Genomic DNA, 16,351 nt, shown 5'->3' on the forward strand with positions numbered 1-16,351 from the left:
GGCCACGCCGCGGGGCACGGGCACGGCGAGCTGGCCGCCTTCGCCGATGCCTACGCCGCCGCCCTGCCCGACCTGGCGGCGGAGGCCGAGGAGATACAGGGCCGGTAAACGTTTCTGCTGAGGACTGGGGACTAGATGTCCTCGTGCGCCACCGCACGGCGCGCGTCCGCGTCCAGAACGCCCCAGCTGATGAGCTGCTCGGTCAGGACCGAGGGCGACTGGTCGTAGATGACGGCGAGGGTGCGCAGGTCGTCCTGGCGGATCGAGAGCACCTTGCCGTTGTAGTCGCCGCGCTGGCTCTGGATGGTCGCCGCGTAGCGCTGCAGCGGACCGGCCTTCTCGGCGGGGACGTGGGCGAGGCGCTCCAGGTCCAGGCGCAGCTTCGGCGGCGGCTCGGCCGCTCCGCCGGGGGTCGTACCGGGCAGCAGTTCCTGCACGGGCACCCCGTAGAAGTCCGCCAGCTCGGCGAGACGCTGGACGGTCACGGCGCGGTCTCCGCGCTCGTAAGAACCGACCACCACGGCCTTCCACCGGCCCTGGGACTTCTCCTCGACACCATGGAGGGAAAGGCCCTGCTGGGTGCGGATGGCGCGGAGCTTGGCCCCGAGCTGTTTGGCGTATTCGCTGGACATAACGCTCCCGGACGCTGTGACGACATGACCACGTGCGGCTCCGCCGCGCGGCTGGTAACTCACTGTGAGGTTACGCAGCGTTACTTGGATGCGTCAAGCCGAATGGTCTCCGACGCCCACGTAAGAGGGGTCCTGGTCTGCCCCGATGTCGGGTCGCGGGAATCCCCCTGGTACCGTGGAACACGTACATCCGACGTCCTTTAAGGTCCGTCCCGTGAGGCGGAGAAGGAGGTCCTTTTCATGGACACCCAGCATTCCCCGCAGTCCCGGAACGCCGGCACCGATGCCGACGTCATGCGCCCCGTGCTCGAAGCGCAGGACATCGCCCGCGTTCTGACCCGCATCGCCCACGAGATCGTCGAACGCGCCAAGGGCGCCGACGACGTGGTGCTCCTCGGCATTCCCACCCGCGGCGTGTTCCTCGCCCGCCGGCTGGCCGCCAAGCTCGAAGAGATCACCGGTGCGAAGATCCCGGTCGGCTCCCTCGACATCACCATGTACCGCGACGACCTGCGGATGAAGCCGGCCCGCGCGATCGGCCGGACCGAGATTCCCGGCGACGACATCGACGGCCGCCTGGTCGTCCTCGTCGACGACGTTCTCTTCTCCGGCCGCACCATCCGCGCCGCCCTCGACGCCCTCGGCGACCTCGGCCGCCCCCGCGCGGTGCAGCTCGCGGTCCTCGTCGACCGCGGCCACCGCGAACTGCCGATCCGCGCCGACTACGTCGGCAAGAACCTCCCCACGTCGCTGCGGGAGAACGTCCAGGTCCAGGTCCAGGAGGAGGACGGCCGCGACGCCGTGCTGCTCGGCCAGCGGACCGACCGGGCAGCCGTCGGGCAGTAGCCCCCGCCGACGGCCGGGCCCTCGGGGTCCCGGCCGGAGCCTGCTCTGCCCTCGGCACGGCCCAGCCCTCGGCACGGCCCAGCCCTCGGCACGGCCTCGACCTCACCACGGCCCATGACCTCACCGCAGCGTTGAACACACCACAGCGTTGAACTCACCGACCAACGGAGCACCCGGATGAAGCGCCACCTCATCTCGGCCGCCGATCTCACGCGCGACGACGCCGTCCTGATCCTCGACACCGCCGAGGAGATGGCCCGCGTCGCGGACCGGCCGATCAAGAAGCTGCCCACCCTGCGCGGCCGCACGATCTGCAACCTCTTCTTCGAGGACTCGACCCGGACCCGGATCTCCTTCGAGGCCGCCGAGAAGCGCCTCTCCGCCGACGTCATCAACTTCGCGGCCAAGGGTTCCAGCGTCTCCAAGGGCGAGTCCCTCAAGGACACCGCCCAGACCCTGGAGGCCATGGGCGTCGACGCCGTCGTCATCCGCCACCACGCCTCCGGCGCCCCCTACCGGCTCGCCACCTCCGGCTGGATCGACGCCCCGGTGATCAACGCCGGCGACGGCACGCACGAGCACCCCACCCAGGCCCTGCTCGACGCCTTCACCATGCGCCGCCGCCTGGTCGGCAAGGACGCCGGGCTCGGCAAGGACCTGAACGGCCGCCGGATCACCATCGTCGGCGACGTCCTGCACAGCCGGGTCGCCCGCTCCAACGTCCAGCTGCTCCACACCCTCGGCGCCGAGGTCACCCTGGTGGCCCCGCCCACCCTGGTCCCCGTCGGCGTCGAGGCCTGGCCGTGCGAGATCTCGTACAGCCTGGACGAGGTGCTGCCGAAGTCCGACGCCGTCATGATGCTGCGGGTGCAGCGCGAGCGGATGAACGCCGCGTTCTTCCCGACCGAGCGCGAGTACTCCCGCCGCTACGGCCTGGACGGCGCCAGGATGGCCCGCATGCCCGAGCACGCCATCGTGATGCACCCCGGCCCGATGGTCCGCGGCATGGAGATCACCGCCGAGGTCGCCGACTCCGACCGCTGCACGGTCATCGAGCAGGTCACCAACGGCGTCTCGATCCGGATGGCCGTCCTGTACCTGCTGCTCGGAGGCTCCGAGCCCGCCGTCACCACCGCCAGCACGCCCCGCACCGAGGAGACCAAGTAACCATGAGCAAGATCCTTATCCGTGGCGCGAAGGTACTCGGTGGCGACGTCCAGGACGTGCTGATCGACGGCGAGACCATCGCCGCCGTCGGCACCGGCCTCGACGCCGGCGACGCGGTCGTCATCGAGGCCGCGGGCCAGGTCCTCCTCCCCGGCCTCGTCGACCTCCACACCCACCTGCGCGAGCCCGGCCGCGAGGACTCCGAGACCGTCCTCACCGGCACCCGCGCCGCCGCCTCCGGCGGCTACACCGCCGTCTTCGCCATGGCCAACACCTTCCCCGTCGCCGACACCGCCGGCGTCGTCGAGCAGGTGTGGCGCCTGGGCAAGGAGTCCGGCTACTGCGACGTCCAGCCCATCGGCGCCGTCACCGTCGGCCTGGAGGGCAAGCAGCTCTCCGAGCTGGGCGCCATGCACGAGTCCGCTGCCCGCGTCACCGTCTTCTCCGACGACGGCAAGTGCGTGGACGACGCCGTGATCATGCGCCGCGCCCTGGAGTACGTGAAGGCCTTCGGCGGCGTCGTCGCCCAGCACGCCCAGGAGCCCCGCCTCACCGAGGGCGCCCAGATGAACGAGGGCATCGTCTCCGCCGAGCTCGGCCTCGGCGGCTGGCCCGCCGTCGCCGAGGAATCGGTCATCGCCCGCGACGTCCTGCTCGCCGAGCACGTCGGCTCCCGCGTCCACATCTGCCACCTCTCCACCGCCGGCTCCGTCGAGATCATCCGCTGGGCCAAGTCCCGCGGCATCGACGTCACCGCCGAGGTCACCCCGCACCACCTGCTCCTCACCGACGAGCTCGTGCGCTCGTACAACCCGGTCTACAAGGTCAACCCGCCGCTGCGCACCGAGGCCGACGTGCTGGCCCTGCGCGAGGCGCTCGCCGACGGCACGATCGACATCGTCGCCACCGACCACGCCCCGCACCCGCACGAGGACAAGGACTGCGAGTGGGCCGCCGCCGCCATGGGCATGGTGGGCCTGGAGACCGCGCTCTCCGTCGTCCAGCAGACGATGGTGGAGACCGGACTGCTCGACTGGGCGGGCGTCGCCGAGCGGATGTCCTTCGCCCCGGCGCGCATCGGCGGCCTTCCGAACCACGGACGCCCCGTCTCGGCAGGTGAACCCGCGAACCTGACCTTGGTCGATACCTCGTACCGTGGTGTCGTGGACCCCGCACACTTCGCCTCCCGCAGCCGCAACACGCCTTACGAGGGCCGTGAGCTGCCGGGGCGCGTCACTCACACCTTCCTGCGGGGCCGGGCAACGGTCGTGGACGGGACGCTGGCGTGACACCTGCAGTAATCCAACTGGCCGCCGAGGCCGCCGAACGACAGTCGGCGGAGGTGACGGACTGGGGCGCCCGCATCGCGTGGGTGATCGGTCTGCTCGTCTTCATCGCCTTCGTGTACTGGCTGATGCGGCAGGGCTGGAAATGGCGCGGCACCCTGCAGAGCGATCTGCCGGAGCTGCCCGCCGCCCCCGGCGGTCTCCCCGAGCACCGGCTGGCCCTGACCGGCCGGTACCACGGGTCCACCACCGCCGGACAGTGGCTCGACCGGATCGTCGCCCACGGACTGGGCGTCCGCAGCCGGGTCGAGCTCACGCTCACCGACGCGGGCCTCGACGTGGTCCGTCCGGGTGCCACCGACTTCTTCGTACCGGCCGAGCAGCTGCGCGGCGCCCGCCTCGACAAGGGGATCGCGGGCAAGGTACTCACCGAAGGCGGTCTCCTCGTCGTCACATGGGCGCACGGCGACAGGCTGATCGACTCCGGATTCCGCTCCGACCGCGCGGCCGAACACGCCGCATGGGTCGAAGCGATCAACGACATGAACCACTCACTCACCACGACGGAAGGCGCCGAACGATGACGACCTCCACCAGGGGAGCAGCCAAAGCTCCCGCCGTACTCGTCCTGGAGGACGGCCGGATCTTCCGCGGCCGCGCCTACGGCGCTGTGGGGGAGACCTTCGGCGAGGCCGTGTTCTCCACCGGCATGACCGGCTACCAGGAGACCCTCACCGACCCGTCGTACCACCGGCAGGTCGTCGTGATGACCGCCCCGCACGTGGGCAACACCGGCGTCAACGACGAGGACCCCGAGTCCTCCCGCATCTGGGTCGCCGGGTACGTCGTACGCGACCCCGCCCGCGTCCCCTCCAACTGGCGCTCCGTGCGCTCGCTGGACGAGGAGCTCGTCAAGCAGGGCGTCGTCGGGATCTCCGGCGTCGACACCCGCGCCCTCACCCGCCACCTGCGCGAGCGCGGCGCCATGCGCGTCGGCATCTTCTCGGGCGAGGCCTGGGAGGGCGTCCGCGACGAGGCGCTGCTGGCCAAGGTCCAGGCCGCCCCGCAGATGAAGGGCGCCGACCTCTCCGCCGAGGTCGCCACCAAGGAGACGTACGTCGTCCCCGCGATCGGGACCAAGAAGTTCACCGTCGCCGCCGTGGACCTCGGCATCAAGGGCATGACCCCGCACCGGATGGCCGAGCGCGGCATCGAGGTGCACGTCCTCCCGGCCACCGCCACCGTCGAGGACGTCTACGCGGTCGGCCCGGACGGCGTGTTCTTCTCCAACGGCCCGGGCGACCCGGCCACCGCCGACCACGCGGTCTCCGTCATGCAGGGCGTCCTCGCCCGCAAGACCCCGCTCTTCGGCATCTGCTTCGGCAACCAGATCCTGGGCCGCGCGCTCGGCTTCGGCACGTACAAGCTGAAGTACGGCCACCGCGGCATCAACCAGCCGGTGCAGGACCGCACCACCGGCAAGGTCGAGATCACCGCGCACAACCACGGCTTCGCCGTGGACGCGCCCCTCGACAAGGTCTCCGAGACCACCTACGGCCGTGCCGAGGTCTCCCACGTCTGCCTCAACGACAACGTCGTGGAAGGCCTCCAGCTGCTCGACCAGCCGGCCTTCTCCGTCCAGTACCACCCCGAGGCGGCCGCCGGCCCGCACGACGCCGCGTACCTCTTCGACCGCTTCGTAAATCTGATGGAGGCCGAGCGTGCCTAAGCGCACCGATATCCAGTCCGTCCTGGTCATCGGCTCCGGCCCGATCGTCATCGGCCAGGCCGCCGAGTTCGACTACTCCGGGACCCAGGCCTGCCGCATCCTCAAGGCCGAGGGCCTGCGGGTCATCCTGGTGAACTCCAACCCCGCGACGATCATGACCGACCCGGAGATCGCCGACGCCACGTACGTCGAGCCGATCACCCCCGAGTTCGTCGAGAAGATCATCGCGAAGGAGCGCCCCGACGCGCTGCTCCCGACCCTCGGCGGCCAGACCGCGCTCAACACCGCCATCTCCATGCACGAGCAGGGTGTGCTGGCGAAGTACGACGTCGAGCTGATCGGCGCCAACGTCGAGGCGATCAACAAGGGCGAGGACCGCGACCTCTTCAAGGGCGTCGTCGAAGCCGTCCGCGCCAAGATCGGCTACGGCGAGTCCGCCCGCTCGGTCATCTGCCACACGATGGACGACGTCATCCAGGGCGTCGACACCCTCGGCGGCTACCCCGTCGTCGTGCGCCCCTCCTTCACCATGGGCGGCGCCGGCTCCGGCTTCGCCCACGACGAGGAGGAGCTGCGCCGCATCGCCGGCCAGGGCCTCATGCTCTCCCCGACCACCGAGGTGCTCCTGGAGGAGTCCATCCTCGGCTGGAAGGAGTACGAGCTGGAGCTGATGCGCGACACCAAGGACAACGTCGTCGTCGTCTGCTCCATCGAGAACTTCGACCCGATGGGCGTCCACACCGGCGACTCCATCACCGTCGCCCCGGCGATGACGCTCACCGACCGCGAGTACCAGCGGCTGCGCGACATCGGCATCGCGATCATCCGCGAGGTCGGCGTCGACACCGGCGGCTGCAACATCCAGTTCGCGATCGACCCGGTCGACGGCCGCGTCATCGTCATCGAGATGAACCCGCGCGTGTCCCGGTCGTCCGCGCTCGCGTCGAAGGCCACCGGCTTCCCGATCGCCAAGATCGCCGCCAAGCTGGCCATCGGCTACACGCTCGACGAGGTCCCCAACGACATCACCGAGAAGACGCCGGCCTCCTTCGAGCCGTCCCTCGACTACGTCGTCGTCAAGGCCCCGCGCTTCGCCTTCGAGAAGTTCCCGCTGGCCGACGCCACCCTCACCACCACCATGAAGTCGGTGGGCGAGGCCATGGCCATCGGCCGCAACTTCACCGAGGCCCTGCAGAAGGCCCTGCGCTCGCTGGAGAAGAAGGGCTCGCAGTTCACCTTCGTCGGCCCCACCGGCGACAAGGAAGAGCTCCTGGCCACCGCGGTCCGCCCGACCGACGGCCGCATCAACACCGTCATGCAGGCCATCCGCGCCGGCGCCACCCAGGAAGAGGTCTTCGAGTACACGAAGATCGACCCCTGGTTCGTCGACCAGCTCTTCCTCATCAAGGAGATCGCGGACGAGCTGGCCGCCGCCGACAAGCTCCACCCCGAGCTGCTCGCGGAGGCCAAGCGCCACGGCTTCTCCGACAGCCAGATCGCCGAGATCCGCGGCCTGCGCGAGGACGTCGTCCGCGAGGTCCGCCACGCGCTGGGCGTCCGCCCGGTCTACAAGACGGTCGACACCTGCGCCGCCGAGTTCGCCGCGAAGACCCCGTACTTCTACTCCTCCTACGACGAGGAGTCCGAGGTCGCCCCGCGCGAGAAGCCCGCGGTCATCATCCTGGGCTCCGGCCCGAACCGCATCGGCCAGGGCATCGAGTTCGACTACTCCTGCGTCCACGCCTCCTTCGCGCTCAGCGACGCCGGCTACGAGACCGTGATGGTCAACTGCAACCCGGAGACCGTCTCCACCGACTACGACACCTCCGACCGCCTCTACTTCGAGCCGCTCACGCTCGAAGACGTGCTGGAGATCGTCCACGCCGAGTCCCTCGCGGGCCCGATCGCGGGCGTCATCGTCCAGCTCGGCGGCCAGACCCCGCTGGGCCTCGCCCAGGCGCTGAAGGACAACGGCGTCCCCGTCGTCGGCACCCCGCCGGAGGCCATCCACGCCGCCGAGGACCGCGGCGCCTTCGGCCAGGTCCTCGCCGAGGCCGGCCTGCCCGCCCCCAAGCACGGCACCGCCACCACCTTCGCCGGCGCCAAGGCCATCGCCGACGAGATCGGCTACCCCGTCCTCGTACGCCCCTCGTACGTGCTCGGCGGCCGCGGCATGGAGATCGTCTACGACGAGGACCGGCTGTCCTCGTACATCGCCGAGTCCACCGAGATCTCCCCGACCCGCCCCGTGCTGGTCGACCGGTTCCTCGACGACGCGATCGAGATCGACGTCGACGCCCTCTACGACGGCACCGAGCTCTACCTCGGCGGCGTCATGGAGCACATCGAGGAAGCCGGCATCCACTCCGGCGACTCGGCCTGCGCCCTGCCCCCGATCACCCTCGGCGGCTACGACATCAAGCGCCTGCGCGCCTCCACCGAGGCCATCGCCAAGGGCGTCGGCGTCCGCGGCCTGATCAACATCCAGTTCGCGATGGCGGGCGACATCCTCTACGTCCTGGAGGCCAACCCGCGGGCCTCCCGGACCGTCCCCTTCACCTCGAAGGCGACCGCGGTCCCGCTCGCGAAGGCCGCCGCCCGCATCTCGCTCGGCACCACCATCGCCGAGCTCCGCGAAGAGGGCATGCTCCCGAAGAACGGCGACGGCGGCACCCTGCCGCTCGACGCGCCGATCTCCGTCAAGGAGGCCGTCATGCCGTGGTCGCGCTTCCGCGACATCCACGGCCGCGGCGTCGACACCGTCCTCGGCCCGGAGATGCGCTCCACCGGCGAGGTCATGGGCATCGACTCCGTCTTCGGCACGGCGTACGCCAAGTCGCAGGCCGGCGCCTACGGCCCGCTGCCCACCAAGGGCCGCGCCTTCATCTCCGTCGCCAACCGCGACAAGCGCACGATGATCTTCCCGGCGCGCGAGCTCGTCGCCCACGGCTTCGAGCTGATGGCCACCTCCGGCACCGCCGAGGTCCTGCGCCGCAACGGCATCAACGCCACCGTCGTGCGCAAGCTCAGCGAGGGCGAGGGCCCGGACGGCGAGAAGACCATCGTCCAGCTCATCCACGACGGCCAGGTCGACCTGATCGTCAACACCCCGTACGGCACCGGCGGCCGCCTCGACGGCTACGAGATCCGTACGGCCGCGGTGGCGCGCGGCGTCCCGTGCCTCACCACGGTCCAGGCGCTCGCCGCGGCCGTCCAGGGCATCGACGCGCTCAACCGCGGCGACGTCGGCGTCCGCTCGCTCCAGGAGCACGCGGAGCGGCTGACGGCGGCCCGCGACTAGTAGCCCGTAGACAAGGGGGGCACCGGCGACAGCGACCGGTGTCCCCCCTTTCATGAGTGCCAAAGGGATATTCCGGACGATGTACAAACTGTTCTTCAACCTCGTCTTCAAGCGGATGGACCCGGAGCAGGCCCACTACATGGCCTTCCGCTGGATCCGCCTCGCCGCCCGCACGCCCGTGCTGCGCACCTTCGTCGCCGCCTACCTGGCCCCCCGGTACGCCTCCCTGCGCACCGAGGCCCTCGGGCTGCGCATGCACGGCCCCTTCGGACTCGCGGCCGGCTTCGACAAGAACGCCGTCGCCATCGACGGGATGTCGATGCTCGGCTTCGACCACATCGAGATCGGCACCGTCACCGCCGAGGCCCAGCCCGGCAACCCGAAGAAGCGGCTCTTCCGGCTGGTCCCGGACCGCGCGCTGATCAACCGCATGGGCTTCAACAACGAGGGCTCGGCGGCCGTCGCGGACCGGCTGGCGGCCCGGACGCCGGTCTTCAAGACCGTCGTCGGCGTCAACATCGGCAAGACCAAGGTCGTCCCCGAGGAGGAGGCCGTCGCCGACTACGTCGCCTCCACCGAGCGCCTCGCCCGGCACGCCGACTACCTCGTCGTCAACGTCTCCTCCCCGAACACCCCGGGCCTGCGCAACCTCCAGGCCACCGAGTCGCTGCGGCCCCTGCTGAGCGCCGTGCGCGAGGCGGCGGACCGCGTCGTCACCGACCGGCGCGTCCCGCTGCTCGTCAAGATCGCCCCGGACCTCGCCGACGAGGACGTGGACGCGGTCGCCGACCTGGCCCTGGAGCTCGGACTCGACGGCATCATCGCGACGAACACCACGATCGCCCGCGAGGGCCTCGGCCTGAAGTCCGACCCCGCGCTGATCAAGGAGACCGGCGGCCTGTCCGGCGCCCCGGTCAAGGAGCGCTCGCTGGAGGTCCTGCGGCGCCTGTACGCCCGCGTCGGCGACCGCCTGGTCCTGGTCGGCGTCGGCGGCATCGAGAACGCCGAGGACGCCTGGCAGCGGATCCTGGCGGGCGCCAGCCTGGTCCAGGGCTACAGCGCCTTCATCTACGAGGGCCCCTGCTACGCCCGCGCCATCCACAAGGGCCTGGCCGCACGTCTGGCCGCCAGCCCGTACGCGACGCTCGCCGAAGCGGTGGGCGCGGAAACCCGAAAGGCCGCCCTGTGAGCTCTGTCATTCCCTTCGGTACGCGGCTGCGCGAGGCGATGGACACCCGCGGGCCGCTCTGCGTCGGCATCGACCCGCACGCCGCCCTGCTGGCCTCCTGGGGCCTGAACGACGACATCGCGGGCCTGGAGAGGTTCTCCCGCACGGTGGTCGAGGCGCTCGCCGACTCGGTCGCCGTCTTCAAGCCGCAGGCGGCGTTCTTCGAGCGGTTCGGCTCGCGCGGGATCGCGGTGCTGGAGCAGACCGTGGCCGACGCGCGCGCGGCGGGCGCGCTGGTCGTCATGGACGCCAAGCGCGGTGACATCGGCTCCACGATGGCCGCGTACGCGGAGACCTTCCTCTCGCCCTCGTCCCCGCTGTTCTCCGACGCGCTGACGGTGTCCCCGTACCTCGGCTACGGCTCCCTCGCCCCCGCGGTGGAGCTGGCGCGGGAGTCCGGGGCCGGCCTGTTCGTGCTGGCCCTGACCTCCAACCCGGAGGGTGCGGAGGTCCAGCGGGCGGTGCGGGCGGACGGGCGCACGATCGGGGCGACGATGCTGGCGCACCTGGCGGCGGAGAACGCCGGAGCCTCCCCGATGGGCTCCTTCGGAGCCGTGGTCGGGGCGACGCTGGGGGACCTGTCCTCCTTCGACCTGGACATCAACGGGCCGCTGCTGGCCCCCGGCATCGGGGCGCAGGGCGCTTCCGCGGCGGACCTCCCGGCGGTGTTCGGCGCGGCCGTCCACAACGTCGTCCCGAACGTGTCCCGGGGCGTCCTGAGGCACGGCCCCGACGCGGGCGCGCTGCGGGCTGCCGCCCGGACCTTCGCGGAGGAGATCCGCACCGCGGTAGCGGTCTAGCGGCCGGAGGCGGAGCCCTGCGGGGCCGTCCCCGACCCGCCCTTCCACCGTTCCCCGGGCTGTGCCCGGACCCTTCTGGGGCTCCGCCCCAGACCCCGCGCCTCACACGCCGGCGGGGCTGGATTGTGGCCGCCGTTCGAGGAACGGGGGTCCGGGGCCGGCCCCCGGGAACGGGTCCGGGCGGAGCCCGGGGAACGGCGGAAGGGCGGGTAGGGGACCTCCGCGCCGCCCAGCGGCAAGGGCGTACGGCCCTGAGGGTCGGGGCTTCGGACCGGTGTGGTGGGAGGCGGCCCGCGCGATCATGGGGTGGGGGGTCATGCCCCTCACCCCGATCGGAGCGCCCCGCGTGTCCCCAGTACAGACAGTCGCCACGATCCGGCGGATCACGCCCGTCGGGGCGTACCACCGCCTCGTCCTCGACGCCCCCGGCGTCACGGGGGTCCGCCCCGGACATTTCGGCGCCCTGGCCATCGGCGGCCGGGGCTCCAGCACACTGCTCCGCCGCGCCTTCTCCATCCACCGCGCCGACCCGGACCAGGGCACCGTCGAGTTCGTCTTCGCCGAGGCCGGCCGCGGCACCAGGGCGCTCGCCGCGCACCGCCCCGGCGACACCGTCGACCTCATCGCCCCGCTCGGCACGCCCTTCCCGCTCCCCGACGGCCCGGTCGGCGCGGTGCTCGTCGCCGGCGGCTACGGCAGCGCTCCGATGTTCGCCCTCGCCGAGGAGATCCTCGCGCGCGGCGGCCGGGTCGCCTTCGTGCTCGGCGCGGCCGGCGCGGACCGGCTGTTCGGGGTGGAGCGGGCCGCGGCCCTCGCCGCGCACGTGTACGTGGTCACGGACGACGGTTCCGCCGGCCGGCGGGGCCGGGTGACCGACGCCCTCGCCGAGGCCATCACCGTGACCGGTGCCACCGAGGTCCACTCCTGCGGTCCGATGGGCATGCTCAAGGCCGTCACGGAGATCGCCACCGCGGCCGGAGCCGCCAGCTACACCGCCGTCGAGGAGGCCATGGCCTGCGGCATCGGGATCTGCATGAGCTGCGTCCTGCCCGTCACCGGCCCCGACGGCGTCACCCGTTTCCTTCGCTCCTGCACATCCGGCCCCGTTTTCGACGGCACCACCGTCCGCTGGGACGACGCCGGAACCCTGCCCGAGGACCTCGAAGGCGCAGCCGCCATGACCCCGAAGGCGAGCCGGTGATGCATCGCGTGGACCCCATGGAGCCCATGGACCCCGAAGACGTCGACATGTCCGCGCCCCTCGGCGCGCACGTCACCCTCCCCAACCCCGTCTCCACGGCCTCCGGCTGCGCCGGCTACGGCCGCGAGCTGCACCGGTTCACCCCCCTGCACGAGCTCGGCACCATCACCACCAAGACCGTGATGCCGTACGTCCGCTCGGGCCGGGCCACGCCCCGGATGGCCGAGACCCCCAGCGGGATGCTGAACTCCATCGGGCTCCAGGGCTCCGGCATCGACCACTTCGTCGAGCACGAACTGCCCTGGCTGGCCGAGCACGGGGCACGGGTGCTCGTATCGGTCGCGGGGGAGCGTACGGAGGAGTTCGCCGAGGCGGCCGCCCGGCTGACCGGCCGGCCCGGCGTGGTCGGCATCGAGGCGAACATCTCCTGCCCCAACGTCGCGAACCGCGGTCTCGTCTTCGCCTGCGACGCCGACGCCTCCTTCGACGTGGTCAAGGCCGTCAGGGCGGCGGCCGACCCCGCGCTGCCCGTCTACGCCAAGCTGACCCCCGACGTGACGCGGATCACGGACATCGCGGCCGCCTGTACGGAGGCGGGCGCCGACGGGCTCTCGATGATCAACACCGTCCTCGGGATGAGCGTCGACACCGACACCATGCGCCCGGCCCTCGCCGGGGTCACCGGGGGCCTCTCCGGCCCGGCGATCCGGCCCGTCGCCGTCCGCTGCGTCTTCCAGGTGCACGCGGCGATGCTGGCGGGCGCCGTCCGGCGGGTCCCCGTCCTCGGAATGGGCGGGATCGCCTCCGGCCGGGACGCGCTCGAATTCGTCCTCGCGGGGGCCTCGGGGGTGGCGGTGGGAACGGCCCTGTTCAACGATCCGTCCGCGCCGCTGCGGATCCGCGACGACCTGCGCGCGGCACTCGCCGCACGCGGGATCGGGGCGTTCGAGGACGCCGTCGGGCTCGCTCATCGCACCCTCTGACGAAATTCGAACGTCTTTCACCGGACAAATCCGGGGTGGTTTGTCCGTGATGTACGGTTCAGTGGAGGCTGACCAGGACTTTTCGTCCGTTCTCGCTGACTGGAGCGGTCATGGCCGCTAGTCTCCGAGCAGAGTGAACGAGCAGCGATCGAGCACCACCGCTGTTCGGGGGCTCGCCTGGTGTGATGCCTTCCGGCATTTCACTGGTCCGTATCCGACAGTTCGACATCCGAGGTGACGTAGGCGTGGCTCTTCCGCCCCTTACCCCTGAACAGCGCGCAGCAGCGCTCGAAAAGGCCGCCGCGGCTCGCCGGGAGCGGGCCGAGGTGAAGAATCGACTCAAGCACTCCGGCGCCTCCTTGCACGACGTCATCAAGCTGGGGCAGGAGAACGACGTCATCGGCAAGATGAAGGTTTCCGCTCTCCTGGAGTCCCTGCCCGGCGTCGGCAAGGTGCGCGCCAAGCAGCTCATGGAGCGCCTCGGCATCTCCGAGTCCCGGCGTGTCCGAGGTCTCGGTTCCAACCAGATCGCCTCTCTGGAGCGCGAGTTCGGCGGCAACGCCGCCTAAGGCGTCGTCCGAAGTTCTCCCGGCGTTCTCAGGCAGTCCCGAGAAGCTGGATAATCGCTCTATGGCAGCAGAGGTTCGTCCGCGGCTGACCGTGCTCTCCGGCCCCTCGGGGGTCGGCAAGAGCACGGTCGTCGCGCATATGCGCAAGGTTCACCCCGAGGTCTGGCTCTCGGTGTCGGCCACCACCCGCAAGCCGCGGCCCGGTGAGCGACACGGAGTCCACTACTTCTTCGTCAACGACGACGAGTTCGACAAGCTGATCGCCAATGGCGAGCTGCTGGAGTGGGCCGAGTTCGCGGGCAACCGCTACGGCACACCGCGCGGCGCAGTGCTGGAACGCCTGGAGAACGGCGAGCCGGTCCTGCTGGAGATCGATCTCCAGGGCGCACGGCTCGTACGCGAGTCCATGTCCGAGGCACAGCTGGTCTTCCTGGCTCCTCCGAGCTGGGACGAGCTGGTCCGCCGGCTCACCGGCCGGGGCACCGAAACGGCGGAGGTCGTCGAGCGCAGGCTCGGCGCCGCCAAGATCGAACTTGCTGCCGAATCCGAGTTCGACACCACCCTGGTCAACACCTCGGTCGAGGACGTCGCGCGCGAGCTGCTAGCCTTGATGAATGTCGTCTGATCGTTGACCGGTGTTCAACCGGTCCGGGCGGTCCGAAATTCGGCAGCGTCTAGGTTTTTCCCCATCTTCGGAAGGTAGAGCGTGTCCTCTTCCATTACTGCGCCCGAGGGCATCATCAACCCGCCGATCGACGAGCTGCTCGAGGCCACGGACTCGAAGTACAGCCTCGTGATCTACGCGGCCAAGCGCGCGCGTCAGATCAACGCGTACTACTCGCAGCTCGGTGAGGGCCTGCTCGAGTACGTCGGCCCGCTGGTGGACACCCACGTCCACGAGAAGCCGCTTTCGATCGCGCTGCGCGAGATCAACGCGGGTCTGCTGACCTCCGAGGCCATCGAGGCCCCGGCTCAGTAAGGCACGAGTGTCCTTTCACCACAGGCCCGGCAGAACATCTGCCGGGCCTGTGGTGTGTCATAGAGGTGTCGTCGCAGTCAGTCGTCGCAGTCAGCCGAAGGGGCGTGTGTGGTGGGTAAGCCGAAGGTCGTGCTCGGAGTCAGTGGCGGGATCGCCGCTTACAAGGCGTGCGAGCTGCTGCGCCGGCTGACCGAGTCCGGGCACGACGTCCGCGTGGTGCCGACGGCGGCGTCCCTGAACTTCGTCGGGGAGGCCACCTGGGCCGCCCTCTCGGGGAACCCGGCCTCCACCGAGGTCTGGGAGAGCGTCCACGAGGTCCCGCACGTGCGCATCGGCCAGAGCGCCGACCTCGTCGTCGTCGCCCCGGCCACGGCCGACATGCTCGCCAAGGCCGCCCACGGGCTGGCCGACGACCTGCTCACCAACACCCTGCTCACCGCACGCTGCCCCGTGGTGTTCGCACCTGCGATGCACACCGAGATGTGGGAGCACCCGGCGACCCAGGAGAACGTCGCCACGCTGCGCCGCCGCGGCGCCGTGGTCATCGAGCCGGCGGTCGGCCGGCTCACCGGCAAGGACACCGGCAAGGGGCGGCTGCCCGACCCCGAGGAGATCTTCGAGGTGTGCACCAGGGTCCTGGCGCGCGGGGTGGCCGAGCCCGACCTCGCCGGCCGGCACGTGGTGATCAGTGCCGGTGGCACCCGCGAGCCGCTGGACCCGGTCCGCTTCCTCGGAAACCGCTCCTCCGGCAAGCAGGGCTACGCCCTCGCCCGTACCGCGGTCGCCCGCGGGGCCCGCGTCACCCTGGTCTCCGCCAACACCGCGCTGGCCGACCCCGCCGGGGTGGACCTCGTACGGGTCGGGACGGCCCTGCAGCTGCGCGAGGCCGTGCTCAAGGCCGCCGCGGACGCCGACGCGGTGGTGATGGCCGCGGCCGTGGCCGATTTCCGGCCGGCCGAGTACGCCGGCGGGAAGATCAAGAAGAAGGACGGGCAGGAGCCCGCACCAGTCACCCTCGTACGGAATCCGGACATTCTCGCGGAGATTTCCGCCGACCGGGCCCGGGAGGGCCAGGTGGTGGTCGGATTCGCCGCCGAGACCGACGACGTCCTCGCCAACGGGCGGAGCAAGCTCCTCCGCAAGGGGTGTGACCTTCTCGTCGTGAACGAGGTGGGCGAGGCCAAGACCTTTGGTTCCGAGGAGAACGAGGCGGTCATCCTGTCCTCCGACGGAAGCGAGCTGGCCGTGCCCTACGGTCCGAAGGAATCGCTGGCGGACGTCATTTGGGACCAGGTGGCACCGCGACTCGCGGCGCGACGCGCCTGAGCGGAGGCCCTTTCCGCAGGGTCATCCTTGGGTAAGAATGGAGTGTCGCAGGTCACACGGCTCCCATAGGGCGAGACGGGTGGTCCTGCGAACGGTGGCGACCGATAAACTGCAGCCGGAACGTGATCGGGCGCAGCCTCCGATGTCGTTCCACCGAAAATTTCAGCCAGCAGCCGCTGCAACCCCAGGGAGCGTTGTGTCCCGTCGCCTGTTCACCTCGGAGTCTGTGACCGAGGGTCACCCCGACAAGATCGCTGACCAGATCAGCGACACCATTCTCGACGCGCTCCTCACCGAGGACCCC

General features: G+C 70.8%; 16 protein-coding genes. 15 read left to right on the top strand and 1 reads right to left on the bottom strand.

Translation table 11 applies throughout. From position 1 onward, the window contains the following. Positions 1-131 precede the first annotated feature (131 nt). A complete protein-coding gene (bldD, locus tag ACWCP2_RS36975; RefSeq protein WP_069929708.1) occupies positions 132-632 on the bottom strand; it encodes a transcriptional regulator BldD in 501 nt (166 codons plus the stop codon). Between the two features lie 240 nt (positions 633-872). Between bldD and pyrR the strand changes: the two genes are divergently transcribed. The 15 genes from pyrR to ACWCP2_RS37050 form a co-directional block, all read left to right on the top strand. Then, complete coding sequence (gene pyrR, locus ACWCP2_RS36980) at positions 873-1,478, top strand: bifunctional pyr operon transcriptional regulator/uracil phosphoribosyltransferase PyrR (protein ID WP_450912923.1); 606 nt, start codon at positions 873-875, stop codon at positions 1,476-1,478. A gap of 177 nt (positions 1,479-1,655) precedes the next feature. Beyond that, positions 1,656-2,645 carry an aspartate carbamoyltransferase catalytic subunit gene (locus ACWCP2_RS36985; RefSeq protein ID WP_450912924.1) on the top strand — a complete coding sequence of 330 codons (990 nt, stop codon included), beginning with the start codon at positions 1,656-1,658 and terminating at the stop codon, positions 2,643-2,645. Between the two features lie 2 nt (positions 2,646-2,647). Next, complete coding sequence (locus ACWCP2_RS36990) at positions 2,648-3,934, top strand: dihydroorotase (RefSeq protein ID WP_450912925.1); 1,287 nt, start codon at positions 2,648-2,650, stop codon at positions 3,932-3,934. Next, positions 3,931-4,515: a PH-like domain-containing protein gene (locus ACWCP2_RS36995; protein ID WP_450912926.1), complete on the top strand. Its 585-nt coding sequence runs from the start codon at positions 3,931-3,933 to the stop codon at positions 4,513-4,515. Before ACWCP2_RS36990 ends, ACWCP2_RS36995 begins: the two co-directional genes overlap by 4 nt. Then, the gene (carA, locus tag ACWCP2_RS37000) at positions 4,512-5,660 is read left to right on the top strand and encodes a glutamine-hydrolyzing carbamoyl-phosphate synthase small subunit (RefSeq protein WP_450912927.1); all 1,149 of its coding nucleotides are present in this window, start codon (positions 4,512-4,514) and stop codon (positions 5,658-5,660) included. The genes ACWCP2_RS36995 and carA overlap by 4 nt, the downstream gene beginning before the upstream one ends. Beyond that, the gene (carB, locus tag ACWCP2_RS37005; RefSeq protein ID WP_450912928.1) at positions 5,653-8,961 is read left to right on the top strand and encodes a carbamoyl-phosphate synthase large subunit; all 3,309 of its coding nucleotides are present in this window, start codon (positions 5,653-5,655) and stop codon (positions 8,959-8,961) included. Before carA ends, carB begins: the two co-directional genes overlap by 8 nt. 79 nt (positions 8,962-9,040) lie before the next feature. Beyond that, positions 9,041-10,150, top strand: coding sequence for a quinone-dependent dihydroorotate dehydrogenase (locus tag ACWCP2_RS37010; protein ID WP_450912929.1), 1,110 nt, complete (start codon positions 9,041-9,043; stop codon positions 10,148-10,150). Continuing rightward, a complete protein-coding gene (pyrF, locus tag ACWCP2_RS37015) occupies positions 10,147-10,989 on the top strand; it encodes an orotidine-5'-phosphate decarboxylase (protein ID WP_450912930.1) in 843 nt (280 codons plus the stop codon). The genes ACWCP2_RS37010 and pyrF overlap by 4 nt, the downstream gene beginning before the upstream one ends. A 346-nt stretch (positions 10,990-11,335) precedes the next feature. Beyond that, on the top strand, positions 11,336-12,190 hold the full coding sequence (locus tag ACWCP2_RS37020) for a dihydroorotate dehydrogenase electron transfer subunit (protein WP_450912931.1): 855 nt from the start codon (positions 11,336-11,338) through the stop codon (positions 12,188-12,190). Then, entirely contained in the window at positions 12,190-13,173 is a 984-nt protein-coding gene (locus ACWCP2_RS37025; RefSeq protein WP_450912932.1) for a dihydroorotate dehydrogenase, read from the top strand. Before ACWCP2_RS37020 ends, ACWCP2_RS37025 begins: the two co-directional genes overlap by 1 nt. 245 nt (positions 13,174-13,418) lie before the next feature. Further along, positions 13,419-13,742, top strand: coding sequence for an integration host factor, actinobacterial type (gene mihF, locus ACWCP2_RS37030; protein ID WP_243334344.1), 324 nt, complete (start codon positions 13,419-13,421; stop codon positions 13,740-13,742). A 61-nt stretch (positions 13,743-13,803) separates the two neighbouring features. Beyond that, entirely contained in the window at positions 13,804-14,367 is a 564-nt protein-coding gene (gene gmk, locus ACWCP2_RS37035; protein WP_243334346.1) for a guanylate kinase, read from the top strand. A gap of 81 nt (positions 14,368-14,448) precedes the next feature. After that, positions 14,449-14,721: a DNA-directed RNA polymerase subunit omega gene (gene rpoZ / locus ACWCP2_RS37040; RefSeq protein ID WP_004948662.1), complete on the top strand. Its 273-nt coding sequence runs from the start codon at positions 14,449-14,451 to the stop codon at positions 14,719-14,721. Between the two features lie 111 nt (positions 14,722-14,832). Further along, positions 14,833-16,047 (top strand): bifunctional phosphopantothenoylcysteine decarboxylase/phosphopantothenate--cysteine ligase CoaBC, encoded by a 1,215-nt coding sequence (gene coaBC, locus ACWCP2_RS37045; RefSeq protein ID WP_250741334.1) that lies wholly within the window; start codon positions 14,833-14,835, stop codon positions 16,045-16,047. Between the two features lie 196 nt (positions 16,048-16,243). Beyond that, positions 16,244-16,351, top strand: a 108-nt coding sequence (locus ACWCP2_RS37050) for an S-adenosylmethionine synthetase N-terminal domain-containing protein (RefSeq protein ID WP_164496454.1), incomplete at its 3' end; no start/stop codon positions are given.

This window comes from Streptomyces sp. NPDC002104 (assembly GCF_053593795.1).

What these genes read in the sequence shown, in the direction of transcription:
- bldD (WP_069929708.1), bottom strand. Translation starts at nt 632, where the DNA reads ATGTCCAGCGAATACGCCAAACAGCTCGGGGCCAAGCTCCGCGCCATC.
- pyrR (WP_450912923.1), top strand. Translation starts at nt 873, where the DNA reads ATGGACACCCAGCATTCCCCGCAGTCCCGGAACGCCGGCACCGATGCC.
- ACWCP2_RS36985 (WP_450912924.1), top strand. Translation starts at nt 1,656, where the DNA reads ATGAAGCGCCACCTCATCTCGGCCGCCGATCTCACGCGCGACGACGCC.
- ACWCP2_RS36990 (WP_450912925.1), top strand. Translation starts at nt 2,648, where the DNA reads ATGAGCAAGATCCTTATCCGTGGCGCGAAGGTACTCGGTGGCGACGTC.
- carA (WP_450912927.1), top strand. Translation starts at nt 4,512, where the DNA reads ATGACGACCTCCACCAGGGGAGCAGCCAAAGCTCCCGCCGTACTCGTC.
- ACWCP2_RS37010 (WP_450912929.1), top strand. Translation starts at nt 9,041, where the DNA reads ATGTACAAACTGTTCTTCAACCTCGTCTTCAAGCGGATGGACCCGGAG.
- ACWCP2_RS37025 (WP_450912932.1), top strand. Translation starts at nt 12,190, where the DNA reads ATGCATCGCGTGGACCCCATGGAGCCCATGGACCCCGAAGACGTCGAC.
- gmk (WP_243334346.1), top strand. Translation starts at nt 13,804, where the DNA reads ATGGCAGCAGAGGTTCGTCCGCGGCTGACCGTGCTCTCCGGCCCCTCG.